This is a genomic window from Streptomyces sp. NPDC050416 (assembly GCF_044458845.1).
Taxonomy (GTDB): domain Bacteria; phylum Actinomycetota; class Actinomycetes; order Streptomycetales; family Streptomycetaceae; genus Streptomyces.
Window position 1 is genome coordinate 432,891 of the sequence record NZ_JBITII010000003.1, and the last position, 16,288, is coordinate 449,178.

Here is a 16,288-nt window from a genome sequence, read left to right on the forward strand (position 1 = left end):
ACGCCGCGGCCGGCCCGGGGAACCCCCGTTCCCCCGGGCCGGCCCGTCACGAGCAGGGGCGCTCAGGCGTACCGCAGCTCCCCCGGGCGTACCGACCGGCGCAGCAGGGGCAGTGAGGTGGCCGCGGCCAGGAGGCAGGCGGCGTAGACGGCGACCGGGGCCAGGGCGATCGCCCAGGGCACCGGCCGGCCGGCGAGCAGGGCGTACCAGGTGCCGATGGCCGTCCCGCCCAGGCCCGAGAGCAGCACGGCGGGGGCGAGCGGCAGCGCGGTCTCCAGCAGCAGGGCCCGGCCGAGCACCGTGCGCGGCACCCCGGCGGCGGCCTGCGCGGCCAGCCCCCGGCGGCGGGTGGCCAGGGACTCGGCGGTGCCGACGGCGAGGCCGGACAGGGTGATCGCGAAGGCGATGGCGATCGCGGCGCCGGTGAGGTCGAGGCCGGTGGTGTAGTAGGACGCGGGTGCGGACAGGCTCTGGGTGCGCACCGCGTCGCTCAGCACCTGCCGGATGCCCAGGAAGCCGGTGCCCACGACCGTCACCAGCAGCACCGCCGCGTGTGTGCGGGCGGCCGACCAGGGGTCGTCGCGCAGTCGTTCCGCCGCGATCAGCGTCGCCGCCGACCGGGCCCGGACCGCGAGGATCCGCCCGGTCGCCTTCGCGGTGGCCCCGGAGAGCCACACGGCGCCCGCCCCGACCGCGAGGACCATGCCCATCAGCTGCAGCGGCGGCCCTCCGTTCGGCCGGTTGGAGGCGGCCGTGGACGTGGTGGTCACGGTCAGCAGCGCCAGCACCGCGACGAGCAGCACCCCGGCCAGGAACAGCAGCCCTGGTCCCCGTCCGCTGCGCGGCCCGACCCGGCGCACCCAGCCGAGCGGGGAGGCCACGACCCGGCGCAGCGCCAGGACGCCCGCCGTCGCGCCCAGCACCGGTACGACCACGGCGACCAGGGCGATCCCCACCCAGGCCAGGGCGGTTGGCCGGTCCCACTGGCGCAGCAGGACCAGTACCGACAGGACGGTGGCGACCGTAGAGCCCAGCAGACAGGCCATCCCGGTCTCCAGCGCGGCGATCCGCCGCACCTGCCAGGGCGTCGCCCCGGCCAGCCGCAGCCCGGCCAGCCGCCGGTCGCGGTGCACCGCGCCGATCCGGGCGCACTGGCCGAGGAACCCCAGCACCGGCACGAGCAGAAGCAGCAGGCCGACGATCACGCCGGACCGCGTGCCGGGCTCGTCCAGCAGGCCCGCGGCGACGGGCACCCGGTAGCTGCCCCGCAGCGAGGCCAGGGTGACGGCGGTGAGCGCGAACCCCGTCGCGAGCGCGGCGCCCGTCGCCGTCAGCGTCACCCGCCACCACTCGCCGCGGTCGGAACCCCGCGTGAGCTCCCAAGCGAGGCGCAGATCGGCACGCAGAGCCTTCATGCCGTCACCCCCAGCGGCGCCACTGCACCGTCCCGCAACTGGACTTCCCGGTCCGCGTACGCCGCCACCTGGGCGTCGTGGGTGATGAGCAGGACCGCCGTGCCCGCTTCGCGGGCCGTGTGGACCAGGGCCGTCATGACCTGCTCGCCGGCGAGCGAGTCCAGGGCCCCCGTCGGCTCGTCCGCGAAGACCACCCTCGGGCCGGTGACCAGGGCCCGGGCCAGCGCGGTCCGCTGGGCCTGGCCGCCGCTCATCTCGCCCGGCCGCAGGTCCTGCTGCCCGCGCACGCCGAACCGCTCCAGCCACTCACCGGCCAGGGCCCGGGCCCGGGCGTGGCCGGTGCCCGCCAGCAGCAGCGGCAGGGCGACGTTGTCCAGGGCCGTCAGCTCGGGGATGAGCTGCCCGAACTGGAACACCACGCCGAACTCGGTCCGCCGCAGCTCGCTCAGGCGTTTCTCGGGCAGGTCCGCCAGCCGTCGGCCGTCGTAGGACACGGAGCCCTCGTCGGGCCGGACGATCCCGGCCAGGCAGTGCAGCAGCGTCGACTTCCCGCTGCCGCTCGCGCCGGTCACGGCGAGGATCTCACCGGCGTGCAGCTCGACCGACGCCCCGCGCAGGGCGGGCGTCCTGCCGTGCGCCTTGGTGAGGCCACTGGCCGTGAGAAGAGGCACGGGTCTGTTCATGCTGCGTCGACCTCCGCGGTCAGGGTGGTGAGCCGGGCCGCCGTGGTGCTCATCCAGCGGAGGTCGGCGTCGAGGTGGTTGAGGGCGTAGTCCGCCGAGAGCACGGTCGCCAGGTCCGCGCCCTTCGCGGCCTTGAGGGCCGTCAGCTCGCGCATCCGCTCCATGTGGGCGGCGCGCTGGGCGCTCAGATACGCGGCCGGGTCGCCGCCTGAGAGGATCGCGACGACGACCTTGGCGAAGATCTCGTTCGCCACGAACGGCGCGGGCGGCGTGATCTCCCCGGCCCAGCGGGACAGTTCGCGCGTGCCCCCCTCCGTGGCGCGGTACATCGTCCGCTCCGGGCCGCCGTCCGAGTCGGTGCCCTCGATCTCGGCGAGGCCGTCGCGGACGAGGCGCTGGAGGGTCGTGTACACCTGCCCGTAAGCCAGGGGGCGGGCCTGCGGGAAGCGTTCGTCGTGGCGTCGCTTGAGGTCGTAGCCGTGGCTCGGACCCGTGGCGAGCAGGCCCAGCAGGATGTGGCGGGTGCTCATGCCGATCACTATATACTCAGTACATGTACTGAGTGAATAGTCGACGGCGGCCCAATTTCCCGGCCCGGGCCCGAGGAGTGGGTTCAGTCCGTGACGGCGTACGCCTCCACCGACCACAGCGAGTACCCGTACGGCGTGGCCCGCTTCTCGCCCTGCACCCGTACGAAGCGCACGTCGCGCTCGTCCATGCGGACGCTCTCCCGGCCGCCCCTGCCGTCCCGTACCGCTGCCGCCGTGCGCCAGCGGCGGCCGTCCGGCGACACCTGGACGCGGTACGCCGAGGGGTGGGCGTCCTGCCAGCGCAGCACGACCCGGCCGAGCCGCGCCGGGCGTGGCAGCTCGACCTGCCACCAGGCGCCGTCGTCGGCCGGCGACGACCAGCGGGTGCCGGGGTCACCGTCGTTCGCCGCCGACGCGGGGAAGGCTGGCGTCTCGTCGCCCGAGGAACGCGCCGTGCCGGTGCGGGCCAGGTCGGGTCCGCCGGTGGGCGGGAACGCCCGGACGGTGAGGGTGCGGGTCGCTCCCGCGAACCCCAGCCGGATGGCGTAGGACCGCCTCGGCGCACCGCGCTCCACGGTCACTTCGACGGGGACCTCCACCTTCGTGCCGCGCGGCACGGCCAGTTCGGTCCCGGGCACCTTCACCCGCACACCCTCGGGCGCCTCGACGGTGAGCCTGCCGCGGGCGTCGGTGGGGCGCAGTGAGCTCAGCCCGGCCGTCAGCCGCCGCGTCCTGCCGGTCTCGGCGTCCACACGGTCCCGCGTCAGCTCAAGGGAGGTGGCGGGGGAGTCCGCGAACCACGGCACCAGGTGGCGTACGCGGGACGGGGCGGGACCGGTGACCCGTACGGCGTCCACGCGCTGTCCGGCCCGCACCTCGGTCGCGCCGGAAGTCGCCAGCCGGCCGGCCCGCCGCCAGCCCCCGCCCGGCACGTGCACCTCGACGTCCCCCTCGGTGCCGGGGTCGGTGAGGACTGTCACGGCCGTCAGGGACCGGGGGCCGGGGAAATGCAGGGCGCGGCCGTCGCCCGGGTCACCGGGGCTCGGGGGCGGCTCGTGGTCGATGCCCGACCAGGCCGCGTACGCCTTCTGCGCCCGCCGCAGGAAGGCGTCCAGGACGTCCGTGCCGACCCTGACCGGTGCCGGCTCCAGCCGGTCCCGCAGCGCGCCGAGCCTGCGGTACGCCGTCCAGGCCGCCGCCGCGTCCCCGGCGCGCTGCGCGTCCAGCATGTCGAGCGCGGCCGTGCCCGCCTCGCCGTAGCGGGCCAGCTGCCGCGACCAGGGGGCGACCTCCGGGGCGAGGTCGGTTCCCGTCAGCCGCCGGGGCAGCTCGCGCAGCACCGTGAACGCCTCGCGCAGCCGCCGCGCGGCGTCGTCGCCGGCGCCACCGGCTGTACGGGCCCGCCAGTACGCCTCGGTCAGCGGGCGCAGGTACGCCGACTCCTCCTCGCCGAGGACCGACGACGCGTCGTTCCCGGCGAGCGCGGTCAGGGCATCCTCACGGCGCCGGTCCCCGCCCGCCAGGTCGGCGATCGCGGCACGCCAGGACTCACCGGAGCGGTAGGCGCGCGGGTTCCAGGCGTAGTCGGCGGCGGTGAACAGCGGGATGCGGGACGCCTCGGGCTGCTGCATCGCGTTGGCGAGCAGGGCCGCCGAACCGGTGGCGACCGCCGGCTCGCGGCCCCGGTAGGGGCCGAGGAAGAGACGGCCGGGCTCGTAGTCGTTGACCGGGTAGTTGTCCATCGTGACCAGCGGATGCCGGAACGCCTCCCGGGCGTCGGCCAGTTCACCGCCCGTGATGGTGCGCGGCACCACCCCGACGCCCGTCCACGCCACCTCGACACCCGGGTGCAGCGTGCCCGCCAGGGCCCGCCGGTAGTCGGTCGTGCCCTCCTCGTAGTACTCGGTCGGCATCAGCGACAGAGCGGCGGCGCCGGCGTGCCGTTCCGCCAGGTGCCGGGCCACCGCGTTCGCCACCCGGGCCTGCGCCCGCGCGGCCGCCCGCGGACCGGACCCGAACCGGTCGGCGTCCGCGTCGCAGTGCCACTCGCTGTAGCTGACGTCCTGGAACTGGAGCTGGAAGGCCCTGAAGCCCAGCGCCCACATCGCGTCGAGCTTGCGGGTCAGCGCCCGCACGTCAGAGTCCGACGCGAAGCACATCGCCTGGCCCGGGGCCACCGCCCAGCCGAGCGTGACGTGGTTGCGGCGGGCCCGCTCGGCCAGCTCCCGGAACCCGGCGCGCTGCTCCGCCGGGTACGGCTCACGCCAGCGCGCCTGCCGGTACAGGTCGTCCCCCGGCGCGTACAGGTAGCGGTTCTGCTTGGTGCGCCCCATGAAGTCGAGCTGCTCCAGCCGCTGCCGGTGCGTCCACGCGGTGCCGTAGAAGCCCTCGGTGATGCCGCGCACGGCGGTGCCCGGCCAGTCGCGTACGACGGCGGCGGTGATCGTGCCGTCGGGACGCACGAGTTGCCGCAGCGTCTGGACCGCGTGGAACAGGCCGTCCTCGCCGGTGCCGGTGAGCAGGACGCCGTCCCCGCCCACGGACAGCTCGTATCCCCCGGCCGGCAGGGCGTGGCGGTCGCCCCGGTGGACGGGCTCCGTGCCCGCCCGCACGACCAGCGCCCCGGGCCGGGCGGAGTCGGTGATGCGACGGGCCCCGGCCTGCCGCAGCAGCGTGCGCAGGGTTTCGAGGGCGTACCCGTCCGCCGACGGGCCGGTGATCAAGGCGACCTCGTCGGTGACCGCGACCGGTGCGCCGTTCGCGCGAAGGGACTGGGGGCGAGGCCAGACGGAGAGGTCCGGCCCGGCGGTGTCGGAGGCGGCTGTCGCGGCCCGGCCCGGGACCGGCGGGGCCGCCACCGCCGCGGGCACCGAGCCGAGGGTTCCGGCGACGACGGCGACGGCGAGAGCCGCCGCCCGCTTCCCACGCCGCAGTCCCACAGGCCCCCTCCAGGTGTGTTCGACCGGGAGAACGAGCCCACCACCCGCCCGGTGAAGGTGTCAACGAGAGTGGCCGTTATCACTGGTTTGCCGGAATCTGGAAGGAGTGGAAGGCAGTGGAATGTGAGCAGAAGCACGATGTCCGGCCTGGGGTGTCTGCCTTCGCGTCGACTGGGTAGGGCTGCGATAACCGTTGAACGCCGTACCCGACAAGGAGGCCCCCGTGGCTGCGATGACGTTCCTTCCGCTCCCGGCCCCGTCCAAACCCGTGGCGGACACGTCCGCCGACCTCGACCCCCACTATGACGACCCCCGCTACGAAGACCCCCACTACTGCGTCTTCAGCTCCGAGAACACCTGCGCCGAGCCCCCGCTGACCAGCGAGACGCCGCTGCCCGACGCCGAGCCCCTCACCAGCGAGCCGCCGCTCGCCGAATCCGCCCCCCTGACCAGCGAGCCCCCCTCCTTCACCTTCGTCCCGGACTTCTCGAGGTCGTAGATGACCGAACCCCGGCCGGCCGAACCGCCTTCCGAGGACCTGTCCCGCCTCGCCGAACTGCACGGCGTCGCCACCTCGTACAGCCCGTCCCCGGACCGTACGGTCGCGGCCTCGGCCGCCGCGGTCACCCTCACCCTGGCCGCTCTCGGCGTGGACGCGAGCACGCCCGGCGCGGTCCGCGCCGCGCTCGCCGCCCGGGAGCGGGAACGGGGCACCAGGCTGCTGCCGCCCACGGTGGTCGGCTGGGGCGCAGGCCCCCCGGCCGCCCTGGCCGCGCTCCCCGAGGGAAGCCGGCTGCTCATCGAGACCGAGCAGGGCGAGACCCGCGCCTCGGCCGAGCACCTCCCGCCCGGGGTCCACCGGCTGACCGTCACCGTCCCCGACGGCCGCACGGCCACCGCCCACCTGGTCATCGCCCCGGCCCGGCTGCCCACCCCCACCGGGCGCTCCTACGGACTCCTCGTCCAGCTCTACTCCCTGCTGTCCCGCCGCTCCTGGGGCATGGGAGACCTGGGCGACCTCGCCGAGCTGGCAGGCTGGGCCGGACGGTCGCTCGGCGCCGGATTCGTCCAGGTCAACCCGCTGCACGCCGCCGTCCCCGGCGCCCCCACCGACCCCTCCCCGTACCGGCCCTCCTCCCGCCGCTTCCCCGACCCGGTGCACCTGCGCGTCGAGGACGTCCCCGAATACGCGTACGTCGAGGACCGCGAGCGGCTGCGCGCCCTGCTGGAGCGCTCCGGCCGGCTGCGCGAAGCCGTACTGGAAAAAGGCGCGCTGATCGACCGGGACGCCGTGTGGGAGCTCAAGCGGGAGGCGCTCGAGCTGCTGTGCGCGGTGCCGCTCGGCCCCGGCAGACGCGCCGCCTATTGCGACTTCCTCGCCGAGCAGGGCCAGGCCCTGGAGGACCACGCCACCTGGTGCGCGCTCGCCGAGGTGCACGGCTCGGACTGGCACCGCTGGCCGACCGGCCTGCGCGACCCGCGCTCGGCCGAGACCGCCCGGGCCCGCAACGGCCTGATGGACCGGGTGGACTTCTGGTCCCGGCTCGCCTGGCTCACCGACACCCAGCTGACCGCCGCGCAGCGCGCCGGGCGCGAGGCCGGGATGCCGGTCGGGATCGTGCACGACCTCGCGGTCGGCGTTCACCCCGGCGGCGCCGACGCCTGGGCCCAGCAGGAGTACTTCGCCGCCGGCATGTCGGTGGGCGCCCCGCCGGACGCCTTCAACGCCCGCGGCCAGGACTGGGGACTGCCGCCCTGGCGCCCCGACCGCCTGGCCGAGTCGGGCTACGCCCCCTTCCGCGAGCTGCTGCGCGCCCTGTTCCGCTACGCCGGAGCCCTGCGCATCGACCACGTCATGGGCCTGTTCCGCCTGTGGTGGGTGCCGCAGGGCCGGCCCCCGACCGAGGGCACCTACGTCCGCTACGACGCCGAGGCCATGCTCGCCGTCCTCGTCCTGGAGGCCTCCCGGGCCGGGGCGCTGGTCATCGGCGAGGATCTGGGCACCGTCGAACCGGGCGTGCGCGAGGCGCTGCGCGAGCGCGGGGTGCTCGGCACGTCCGTGCTGTGGTTCGAACGCGACTGGGACGGCGACGGCCGCCCCCTGCCCCCCGACCGCTGGCGCGCCGACTGCCTGGCCACCGCCACCACCCATGACCTGCCTTCCACCGCCGCCCGCCTCACCGGCGAGCACGTCGAACTCCGCGACAGCCTGGGCCTGCTGACCCGCCCGCTTCACCAGGAGCGCGCCGAGGCAGCCGCCGACACCGCCGAGTGGCTGGCCCTGCTCACCGAGCTCGGCCTGCTGGACGGCACCGGCGGCACCGACACCTCCTCGGAGGAGGCCGAGATCCAGGCCGTCCACCGCTTCCTGCTGCGCACCCCGGCCCGCATGGTCGGCGTCTGGCTCCCGGACGGGGTGGGCGACCGCCGCCCGCAGAACCTCCCGGGGACGTGGGACCAGTACCCGAACTGGCGGCTGCCGATCGCGGACGCGGAGGGACGTCCCGTGACCTTGGAGGATCTGGCCGCCTCGCCCCGGCTGCACGCCCTCATCGAGGTACTGCGGCAGCAGGCCGACGGGCCGGGCGGCTGAGCCCGGCTGGTTGCGGCACCTCTTGCCGCGCCTCTTACGGCACCCCGGGCGCGCGGCCCCGACCGGCGTTGGATACTTTTGGCACCGTGGACAAGAAGAACGCCCTGCGCGCCGGCGCCCTGGCCGCCGGTACGACGCTGATGATGCTGCTCATGTCGTCGCCCGCCTCCGCGCTCACGCGCGACGACGGCGACGACCCCGGCCCGGGCCTGAGCGTCATCGAGACGCTGGGCCTCTTCGTCGTGGCCCCGATCGTGCTGTACCTGGTCATCGCCGGTCTGGTGATGGTCGGGGACAAGTCGCACAAGAAGAAGGACCCGACCAGCTCCAACATCACGACCAACGCTGACGGCAAGGCCGACGCGAAGGCCTGACCGGGGCTCGTTTCGAGTCCGCCGCGCACCTTTTCCGAGGGCGCCGTCCCCGTCGTACGTACGCCGCGCACGCGGCCGTACGGCGACCGGGGCGGCGCCCTCGGCTTTTCCATGGCCGTGAGCCGGACTCCGATGGCCGTGAGCCGGCATGGAGTCAGGGGTTCGGTGTGGTCAGATGGCGCTGCACCCACGGTGCTGGTGCGGCCCGACCGGTACGCGGCGTGGGCGGCCGACGCGGCGGGCGCGGGGCGATCGAGGCGGCCGTGACCGCCCACGTGGGATAGCGCCTCGACGGGCCGGCACCACCGCGGGGGCAGGCCGCGGACCCGCGGGCGCCTGCTCAGTCCTGCCGGCCCTCCGTCGTCCGGAGCAGCTCCCTGAGCAGTTCCGCCAGCTGTCCGGCCTGCTCGGCGTCGAGGCCGGACAGCGCCTCCGTCTGGACGGCGAGTCCGGCGCCGACCGCCTGGTCGATCAGCTCCAGGCCCTTGTCGGTGAGGGTGACGTGCAGGCCGCGCCGGTCGTGCGGGTCGGGGGAGCGGCGCAGCAGGCCCGCGCGCTCCAGCTTGTCCAGGCGCCCCGTCATGCCCCCGGTCGTGAGCATCAGCGTCGCGGAGAGCTGGCGGGGCGAGAGCGTGTAGGGCTCACCGGCGCGGCGCAGTGTCGCGAGGACGTCGAACTCCCCGCGGCCGATCCCGAACTGCGCGTACGCCTTCTCCGTCCGGTCGCCCATCGCGCGGGAGAGCCGGTAGATGCGGCCGAAGACCTCCATCGCGGCGGTGTCGAGGTCGGGCCGCACCGTCGCCCACTGGTCGATGATCGCGTCGACGGGGTCCTTGCGCTGCTCGGGGCGTTCACTCATGGCACGAGTATCCGGCGCCCGTGAGTCACCCGCAAGAAAGTAGTTTGACGGAAAGTTGCTTAGAGCTAAGCTACTTTCCATCGACCTATTTGAAGGGCGCTCTCATGGCCACCTCCCGCCCGGCTGTCGTCACCCTCACCGCCCTCGCCCCCGTCTCGTGGGGCACGACCTACGCCGTCGCCACCGAGTTCCTCCCGGCCGACCGCCCCCTGTTCACCGGCCTCATGCGCGCCCTGCCGGCCGGTCTGCTGCTGCTCGCCCTCGCCCGGGTGCTGCCGCGCGGTGCCTGGTGGTGGAAGTCGGTGGTGCTGGGCGCGCTGAACATCGGCGCCTTCTTCCCGCTGCTGTTCCTCGCCGCGTACCGGCTGCCCGGCGGCATGGCGGCGGTCGTCGGCTCCGTGGGCCCGCTGTTCGTGGTCGGCCTCGCGGCGTTGCTGCTGGGGCAGCGGCCGACGCCGCGCACGCTGCTCACGGGGATCGCGGCCGCGTTCGGCGTCAGCCTGGTCGTGCTCGAGGCGGCCGGGGCGCTGGACCTGCCGGGCGTGCTGGCGGCCCTCGCCTCCACCGCGTCCATGTCCACCGGCACCGTGCTCACCAAGCGGTGGGGGCGCCCCGAAGGTGTCGGCCCGCTGGCCCTCACCGGCTGGCAGCTGACCGCGGGCGGCCTGCTGATCGCGCCCCTCGCCTTCCTCGTCGAGGGCGCGCCGCCGGCGCTGGACGGCCGGGCGGTCGGCGGCTACCTCTACCTCGCCGTCGCGAACACGGCGATCGCGTACTGGCTGTGGTTCCGCGGCATCGGCCGTCTCACCGCCACCCAGGTGACCTTCCTCGGCCCGCTCTCCCCGCTGACCGCGGCCGTCGTCGGCTGGGCGGCGCTCGGTCAGGCGCTGACGCCGGTGCAACTGGCGGGCATGGCGCTGGCGTTCGGGGCGACGGTGGCGGGCCAGACCGGCCCGCGGCGGAAGGCGGCGGCCCGGCGCGCCCTCGCCTTCGGCCGGGCGTCACGGCCTGCTGCGTCCCGGCTCGGCACCAGGCCCGAGGAGTACGTCAGCGCGGGCCCCGGTCCGCGGCGATGACGGCCTGGATCAGGCCGGGGAACCTGCGGTCCAGGTCGTCCTTGCGCAGGCGCATGTACAGCCGGTTGCCGGCGTCGCGCTGGTACACCAGACCCGCCTCGCGCAGCACTCGCCAGTGATGGGTGCGGCTGGACTTGCTCACCGGCAGCTCGAAGGAGGCGCACAGCCGTTCCTCGTCCGGCCGCGCGGCGAGTTCGGCCACGACCCGGCGCCGGTTCTCGTCGGCGAGCGCCAGCAGGACCGGCCCCACCTCCAGCTCCTCGGCACGCGGGTGCGGAAGCTCGCTCGACGCCATCACTCCACCTCTCGACAAGGTACGTCTCGTGGCGTACCTTCCCTCAGGTACGCCACGAGACGTACCTTACTCCTGGGGGAACCATGCCCGCACCCGTGCCGACGCGACTCCGAGGCCTGGCGCGCATCCGCTCGTACCTGCGCGAGCTCCTGCTCATCGAGCACTCGCCCTTCATCAGCCTCTGAAAGTTCAGGGCCTCTGAATCTTCATCAGCCTCTGAAAACGGGGGCGCCCGGCACAGCGCCGGGCGCCCCCACAGGCCGTGACCACGGGAACGGCTACTCCGCCGCCGCGTCCGCCCGCTGGGCCCGCAGCGCGCGCTCCACGCCCGCGCGTGACTCCGACACCAGCCGCCGCAGGGCCGCGTTCGGCTCGGCGGAGGCCAGCCAGGCGTCCGTCTTGTCCAGGGTCTCCTGGGAGACCTGGACCGTCGGGTAGAGGCCGACCGCGATCTGCTGGGCCATCTCGTGGGAGCGCGACTCCCAGATGTCCTTGACCACCTCGAAGTAGCGGTCCGTGTACGGGGCGAGCAGCTCGCGCTGGTCGGTCTGGACGAAGCCGGAGATGACCGCCTCCTGCACGGCGTTCGGCAGCTTGTCGGAGTCGACGACCGACGCCCACGCCTCCGCCTTGGCCTCCGGGGTCGGCCGGGCCGCGCGGGCCGTGGCGGCGTGACGCTCACCGGCGGCCGTACGGTCACGGTCGTACTCGCCCGCGATCTCCGTCTCGTCGAACCGGCCCACCGCCGCGAGCCGCTGGACGAACGCCCAGCGCAGCTCCGTGTCGACGACCAGGCCCTCGATGGTCTTCGAGCCGTCCAGCAGGGCGTCCAGCAGGTCCAGCTGCTCGGGCGTGCGGGCCGTCGCGGCGAACGCGCGCGCCCACGCCAGCTGGTGGTCGCTGCCCGGCGCCGCCGCCCGCAGATGGGCCAGCGTCGCGTCGGTCCAGCGGGCCAGCAGTGCCTCGCGGGCGGCCGGGTCGGCGTACAGGTCGACCGCCAGCTTCACCTGGCGGTGCAGCGACTGCACGACGCCGATGTCGGACTCCTTGCCGATGCCGGACAGCACCAGCGACAGGTAGTCGCGGGCCGCCAGCTCGGCGTCACGGGTCATGTCCCAGGCCGACGCCCAGCACAGGGCACGCGGCAGGGAGGACTCGAAGTCGCCGAGGTGTTCCGTCACGAAGGCCAGGGACCGCTCGTCCAGGCGGACCTTCGCGTAGGACAGGTCGTCGTCGTTGAGCAGGACCACGGCCGGGCGGCGCTTGCCGACCAGCTGCGGTACGGCCGTCGACTCGCCGTCCACGTCCAGCTCGATGCGCTCCTCGCGGACCAGCTTGCCGCTGGCGTCGTCCAGTTCGTACAGGCCGACGGCGATCCGGTGCGGGCGCAGCGTCGGCTCGCCCTTCGCGCCGGCGGGCAGGGCCGGGGCCTCCTGGCGGATGGCGAAGGAGGTGACGACACCGTCGGCGTCCGTCTCGATCTCGGGGCGCAGGACGTTGATGCCGGCGGTCTCCAGCCACGCCTTCGACCAGGACTTCAGGTCACGCCCGGAGGTCGTCTCCAGGGCTCCCAGCAGGTCGGACAGGCGCGTGTTGCCGTACGCGTGCGCCTTGAAGTACGCCTGTACGCCCGTGAAGAACTCGTCCTCGCCGACGTACGCGACGAGCTGCTTGAGCACGGAGGCGCCCTTGGCGTACGTGATGCCGTCGAAGTTGACCAGGACGTCGTCCAGGTCGCTGATGTCCGCCATGATCGGGTGCGTGGAGGGCAGCTGGTCCTGCCGGTACGCCCAGGTCTTCATGGAGTTGGCGAACGTCGTCCAGGAGTGCGGCCAGCGCGAGCCGGGCGCGGCGGCCTGGCAGGCGATGGAGGTGTACGTGGCGAACGACTCGTTCAGCCACAGGTCGTTCCACCACTCCATGGTCACGAGGTCGCCGAACCACATGTGGGCCAGCTCGTGCAGGATGGTCTCCGCGCGCACCTCGTACGCCGCGTCCGTCACCTTCGACCGGAACACGTACTGGTCGCGGATGGTCACCGCGCCCGCGTTCTCCATCGCGCCCGCGTTGAACTCCGGCACGAACAGCTGGTCGTACTTCTTGAACGGGTACGCGTAGTCGAACTTCTCCTGGAACCACTCGAAGCCCTGCCGGGTCACCTCGAAGATGGCGTCCGAGTCGAGGTACTCGGCGAGCGAGGGGCGGCAGTAGATGCCGAGCGGGACGGACTGGCCGTCCTTCTCGTACACGCTGTGCACCGAGTGGTACGGGCCGACGATGAGCGCCGTGATGTACGTCGAGATGCGCGGTGTCGGCTCGAAGACCCAGACGCTGTCCTGCGGTTCGGGCGTGGGCGAGTTGGAGATGACGGTCCAGCCCTCCGGCGCCCTCACGGTGAACTGGAAGGTCGCCTTCAGGTCCGGCTGCTCGAAGCTCGCGAACACCCGGCGGGCGTCCGGCACCTCGAACTGGGTGTAGAGGTAGGCCTGGTCGTCGACCGGGTCGACGAAACGGTGCAGGCCCTCACCGGTGTTGGTGTACGCGCAGTCGGCGACCACCCGGAGGATGTTGCGGCCCTCCAGCAGGCCGCGCAGGGCGATCCGGGAGTCCGCGAAGACCTCGGCGGGGTCGAGGGAGTCCCCGTTGAGGGTCACCTCGTGCACGGCCGGGGCCACCAGGTCGATGAACGACTCCGCCCCGTTCTCCGTGACGTCGAAGCGCACCGTGGTCGAGGACCGGTAGGTGCCGCCCTCCTGCGCGCCGGAGAGGTCGAGTTCGATCTCGTACGAGTCAACGGCGAGCAGCTTCGCCCGCTGCTGCGCCTCTTCGCGGGTCAGGTTTGTGCCAGGCACGCGGTCATCTCCTCGGTATGGGTGGGTTGCGCCATCTTTCCACGGCAGCTTCGCATCAGGCGACGACCTGGGTGTCTCCTAGGGAAACCCCTTGCCCGACGAGGGACTGTGTCGCCGGTGGTGCTCCGCGTGCGCGGCGGCCTGCCCGCTCCCGGCCCTGCCTGAGGCCGTCGTACGTGCCGGGCGACGGCCCGGGGCAGGAGCAACACGACGTCCGGATCCCGCCGGTCCGCGCGGCCCGGGCAAGCGAGGCTGATGACCATGACGACGACGTACACCGCACAGCCCATCGCCCCACGGGTCCTGAAGGAACTGCGCGCGACGGACGACGCGGGCCGTCCCACGGCCCCCTTCACCGACGCCGAGGGCGGCGCGCCCCTGCGCTGTTGCCTGGGCCGCAGCGAGCCGGGCGAACGTATCGCCCTGGTCTCCTACGCCCCGCTGCGCCGCTGGGCGGCGGAACAGGGCGTCGACCCCGGCGCGTACGACGAAGTGGGCCCGGTCTTCATCCACGCCGACGACTGCCCGGGACCGGACGCCGACGCCGCCCTGCCCTTCACCAACGCCCGCCGCACGGTCCGCCGCTACTCCGCCGAGGGGCACATCCTGGGCGGGCGGCTGGTCGAGGAGCCGGGTGCCTTCGAGCGGGCCTTCGGGGAAGCGTTCGACGACCCGGCCGTGGCGCTCGTCCACGTCCGGGCCGTCGAGTACGGGTGTTTCCTCTACGAGGTGCGCAGGGGCTGTGAGGTGCGCCGGGGTTAGCCCTTGAGTTCGGCCGCCACGAGCTCCGCGATCTGGACCGCGTTGAGGGCCGCGCCCTTGCGGAGGTTGTCGTTGGAGACGAAGAGGGCCAGGCCGTTGTCCACCGTCTCGTCGCGGCGGATGCGGCCGACGTAGGACGGGTCGTTGCCGGCGGCCTGGAGGGGGGTGGGGATGTCGGAGAGCTCGACGCCCGGGGCGTCCTTCAGCAGCTCCGTCGCGCGCTCCGGGGAGATCGGGCGGGCGAAGCGGGCGTTGATCTGCAGCGAGTGGCCGGAGAAGACCGGGACGCGCACGCAGGTGCCGGAGACCTTCAGCTCGGGGATCTCCAGGATCTTGCGGGACTCGTTGCGGAGCTTCTGCTCCTCGTCGGTCTCGTTCAGGCCGTCGTCGACGATGTTGCCCGCGAGCGGCAGTACGTTGAAGGCGATGGGGCGCTTGTAGACGCCCGGCTCGGGGAAGTCGACCGCCGCGCCGTCGTGCGTCAGCCGGTCCGCTTCGGCGACGACCTTCTGCGTCTGGCCGTGCAGCTCGGCGACGCCGGCGAGGCCGGAGCCGGAGACCGCCTGGTACGTGGCCACGACCAGGGCTTCCAGGCCGGCCTCCGCGTGCAGCGGACGGAGGACCGGCATCGCGGCCATCGTCGTGCAGTTCGGGTTGGCGATGATGCCCTTGGGGCGGTCCGCGATCGCGTGCGGGTTCACCTCGGAGACGACCAGGGGGACCTCCGGGTGCTTGCGCCACGCGGAGGAGTTGTCGATCACGACGGCGCCCTGGGAGGCGACCTTTTCGGCCAGTGCCTTGGACGTGGCACCGCCCGCGGAGAACAGCACGATGTCCAGGCCGGTGTAGTCGGCGGTCGACGCGTCCTCCACCGTCACGCCGTCCAGCTGCGTGCCCGCCGAGCGGGCCGAGGCGAACAGGCGCAGCTCCGTGACCGGGAAGTTCCGTTCCGTGAGGATCCTGCGCATGACCGTGCCCACCTGTCCGGTGGCTCCGACGATTCCGACCCTCACGGTGACTCCCTCTCCTGCGTCTCTTCACGTGCTCGTTGCTTGGCCGAGGCTTTTCCATCATGCGGCCGACCAAGGCCCACCTGTCCACTTCTTTCCCCGGTCTGCCCGGAGAGTGGGACGACGTGTCCCGTCCCATGGTTGCGGACATTCGACGTCGACCCCCGCTGAGCTGGAGAAATTCATCTGCCGGGGGGCATACGCCGCAAGGTCGCCTGCCCCTGTTGCTCTCGGCCACACGGGAGTGTGACGTACGCCTCTGCCGTCCTGCCACGCCCTGCCGTCGTCCCACCGGAAAAAAAGACCGAACGTTCCGGGCCGGGCCGGCGTCATAGGAGAAACACGGCGAGGGGGTGGCTTGTGCTGCTGCGCGGGAGGGCCCGGCGGGGCCGGGAGGCGCACGCCGGGACCGGTGACGATCCGCTGGACGCGGCACAGGAGCGCCGGGTGCGGGCGGTGCTCGCGCTCGGCGGAGTACCGCAGGCGGACCTGCCGGACGGGGTGCAGCAGGTCCGCCTGCGGTTGCTGGAGCGGGCCGCGAGCGGCCAGGAGGCGCCGCGGGACGTCTCGGCGTGGGCGGCGGTCGTCGCCTCCAACCTCGCCATGGACTGGCACCGGGCCAAGCGCCGCCAGGAGCGGCTCGGGGAGCGACTGGCCGCGCTGCGGCAACTGGAGCATCCCTCCGGCGAGGACACCAGCGTGCTGTCCGTCGCCGTCGCCCAGGGCCTGGACGAGCTGCCCGACGCCCAGCGGCAGGTCGTCGTGCTGCGTTTCTACGCCGACCTGCCGGTCCGGTCCATCGCTGAACAGCTCGGCGTCCCGGAGGGCACGGTCAAGAGCAGGCTGCACACGGCGGTACGGGCTCTGCGCGCCCGCCTGCACGAGGACGAGGTGGTGTGA

14 protein-coding genes are annotated in these 16,288 nt (G+C 73.6%); 6 read left to right on the plus strand and 8 right to left on the minus strand.

The window, feature by feature from the left end; genetic code table 11:
- Positions 1-62: 62 nt before the first annotated feature.
- The 4 genes from ACIBL4_RS11525 to ACIBL4_RS11540 form a co-directional block, all read right to left on the minus strand.
- Entirely contained in the window at positions 63-1,415 is a 1,353-nt protein-coding gene (locus ACIBL4_RS11525; RefSeq protein WP_399408770.1) for an FtsX-like permease family protein, read from the minus strand.
- Positions 1,412-2,098: an ABC transporter ATP-binding protein gene (locus ACIBL4_RS11530; protein ID WP_399408772.1), complete on the minus strand. Its 687-nt coding sequence runs from the start codon at positions 2,096-2,098 to the stop codon at positions 1,412-1,414. The genes ACIBL4_RS11525 and ACIBL4_RS11530 overlap by 4 nt, the downstream gene beginning before the upstream one ends.
- Positions 2,095-2,628, minus strand: coding sequence for a PadR family transcriptional regulator (locus ACIBL4_RS11535; protein ID WP_399408774.1), 534 nt, complete (start codon positions 2,626-2,628; stop codon positions 2,095-2,097). The genes ACIBL4_RS11530 and ACIBL4_RS11535 overlap by 4 nt, the downstream gene beginning before the upstream one ends.
- Before the next feature lie 83 nt (positions 2,629-2,711).
- Positions 2,712-5,567, minus strand: a complete 2,856-nt coding sequence (locus ACIBL4_RS11540) for a beta-N-acetylglucosaminidase domain-containing protein (RefSeq protein ID WP_399408775.1) — start codon at positions 5,565-5,567, stop codon at positions 2,712-2,714.
- 223 nt (positions 5,568-5,790) lie between these two features.
- Between ACIBL4_RS11540 and ACIBL4_RS11545 the strand changes: the two genes are divergently transcribed.
- From ACIBL4_RS11545 to ACIBL4_RS11555, 3 genes are all read left to right on the plus strand, one after another.
- Positions 5,791-6,066, plus strand: a complete 276-nt coding sequence (locus ACIBL4_RS11545) for a hypothetical protein (protein WP_399408777.1) — start codon at positions 5,791-5,793, stop codon at positions 6,064-6,066.
- Entirely contained in the window at positions 6,067-8,160 is a 2,094-nt protein-coding gene (gene malQ, locus ACIBL4_RS11550; RefSeq protein ID WP_399408779.1) for a 4-alpha-glucanotransferase, read from the plus strand.
- Between the two features lie 86 nt (positions 8,161-8,246).
- Entirely contained in the window at positions 8,247-8,534 is a 288-nt protein-coding gene (locus ACIBL4_RS11555) for a hypothetical protein (RefSeq protein ID WP_399408781.1), read from the plus strand.
- Positions 8,535-8,874: 340 nt separating this feature from the next.
- Here ACIBL4_RS11555 and ACIBL4_RS11560 read toward each other — a convergent pair whose 3' ends face one another.
- The gene (locus ACIBL4_RS11560) at positions 8,875-9,393 is read right to left on the minus strand and encodes a MarR family transcriptional regulator (protein WP_356924028.1); all 519 of its coding nucleotides are present in this window, start codon (positions 9,391-9,393) and stop codon (positions 8,875-8,877) included.
- A 104-nt stretch (positions 9,394-9,497) separates the two neighbouring features.
- Between ACIBL4_RS11560 and ACIBL4_RS11565 the strand changes: the two genes are divergently transcribed.
- Entirely contained in the window at positions 9,498-10,469 is a 972-nt protein-coding gene (locus ACIBL4_RS11565) for an EamA family transporter (protein ID WP_399408783.1), read from the plus strand.
- Here ACIBL4_RS11565 and ACIBL4_RS11570 read toward each other — a convergent pair.
- Together ACIBL4_RS11570 and pepN are read right to left on the minus strand one after the other, a co-directional pair.
- Positions 10,441-10,764, minus strand: a complete 324-nt coding sequence (locus tag ACIBL4_RS11570; protein WP_356924030.1) for an ArsR family transcriptional regulator — start codon at positions 10,762-10,764, stop codon at positions 10,441-10,443. The two genes, ACIBL4_RS11565 and ACIBL4_RS11570, sit on opposite strands and share 29 nt — an antisense overlap.
- Before the next feature lie 278 nt (positions 10,765-11,042).
- Positions 11,043-13,616 (minus strand): aminopeptidase N, encoded by a 2,574-nt coding sequence (gene pepN, locus ACIBL4_RS11575; RefSeq protein WP_399408785.1) that lies wholly within the window; start codon positions 13,614-13,616, stop codon positions 11,043-11,045.
- Positions 13,617-13,877: 261 nt separating this feature from the next.
- Between pepN and ACIBL4_RS11580 the strand changes: the two genes are divergently transcribed.
- Positions 13,878-14,378, plus strand: a complete 501-nt coding sequence (locus ACIBL4_RS11580; RefSeq protein ID WP_399408787.1) for a DUF1203 domain-containing protein — start codon at positions 13,878-13,880, stop codon at positions 14,376-14,378.
- Here ACIBL4_RS11580 and ACIBL4_RS11585 read toward each other — a convergent pair.
- The gene (locus ACIBL4_RS11585) at positions 14,375-15,391 is read right to left on the minus strand and encodes an aspartate-semialdehyde dehydrogenase (protein ID WP_399408789.1); all 1,017 of its coding nucleotides are present in this window, start codon (positions 15,389-15,391) and stop codon (positions 14,375-14,377) included. The two genes, ACIBL4_RS11580 and ACIBL4_RS11585, sit on opposite strands and share 4 nt — an antisense overlap.
- A gap of 360 nt (positions 15,392-15,751) precedes the next feature.
- Between ACIBL4_RS11585 and ACIBL4_RS11590 the strand changes: the two genes are divergently transcribed.
- On the plus strand, positions 15,752-16,288 hold the full coding sequence (locus ACIBL4_RS11590) for an RNA polymerase sigma factor (RefSeq protein WP_399409327.1): 537 nt from the start codon (positions 15,752-15,754) through the stop codon (positions 16,286-16,288).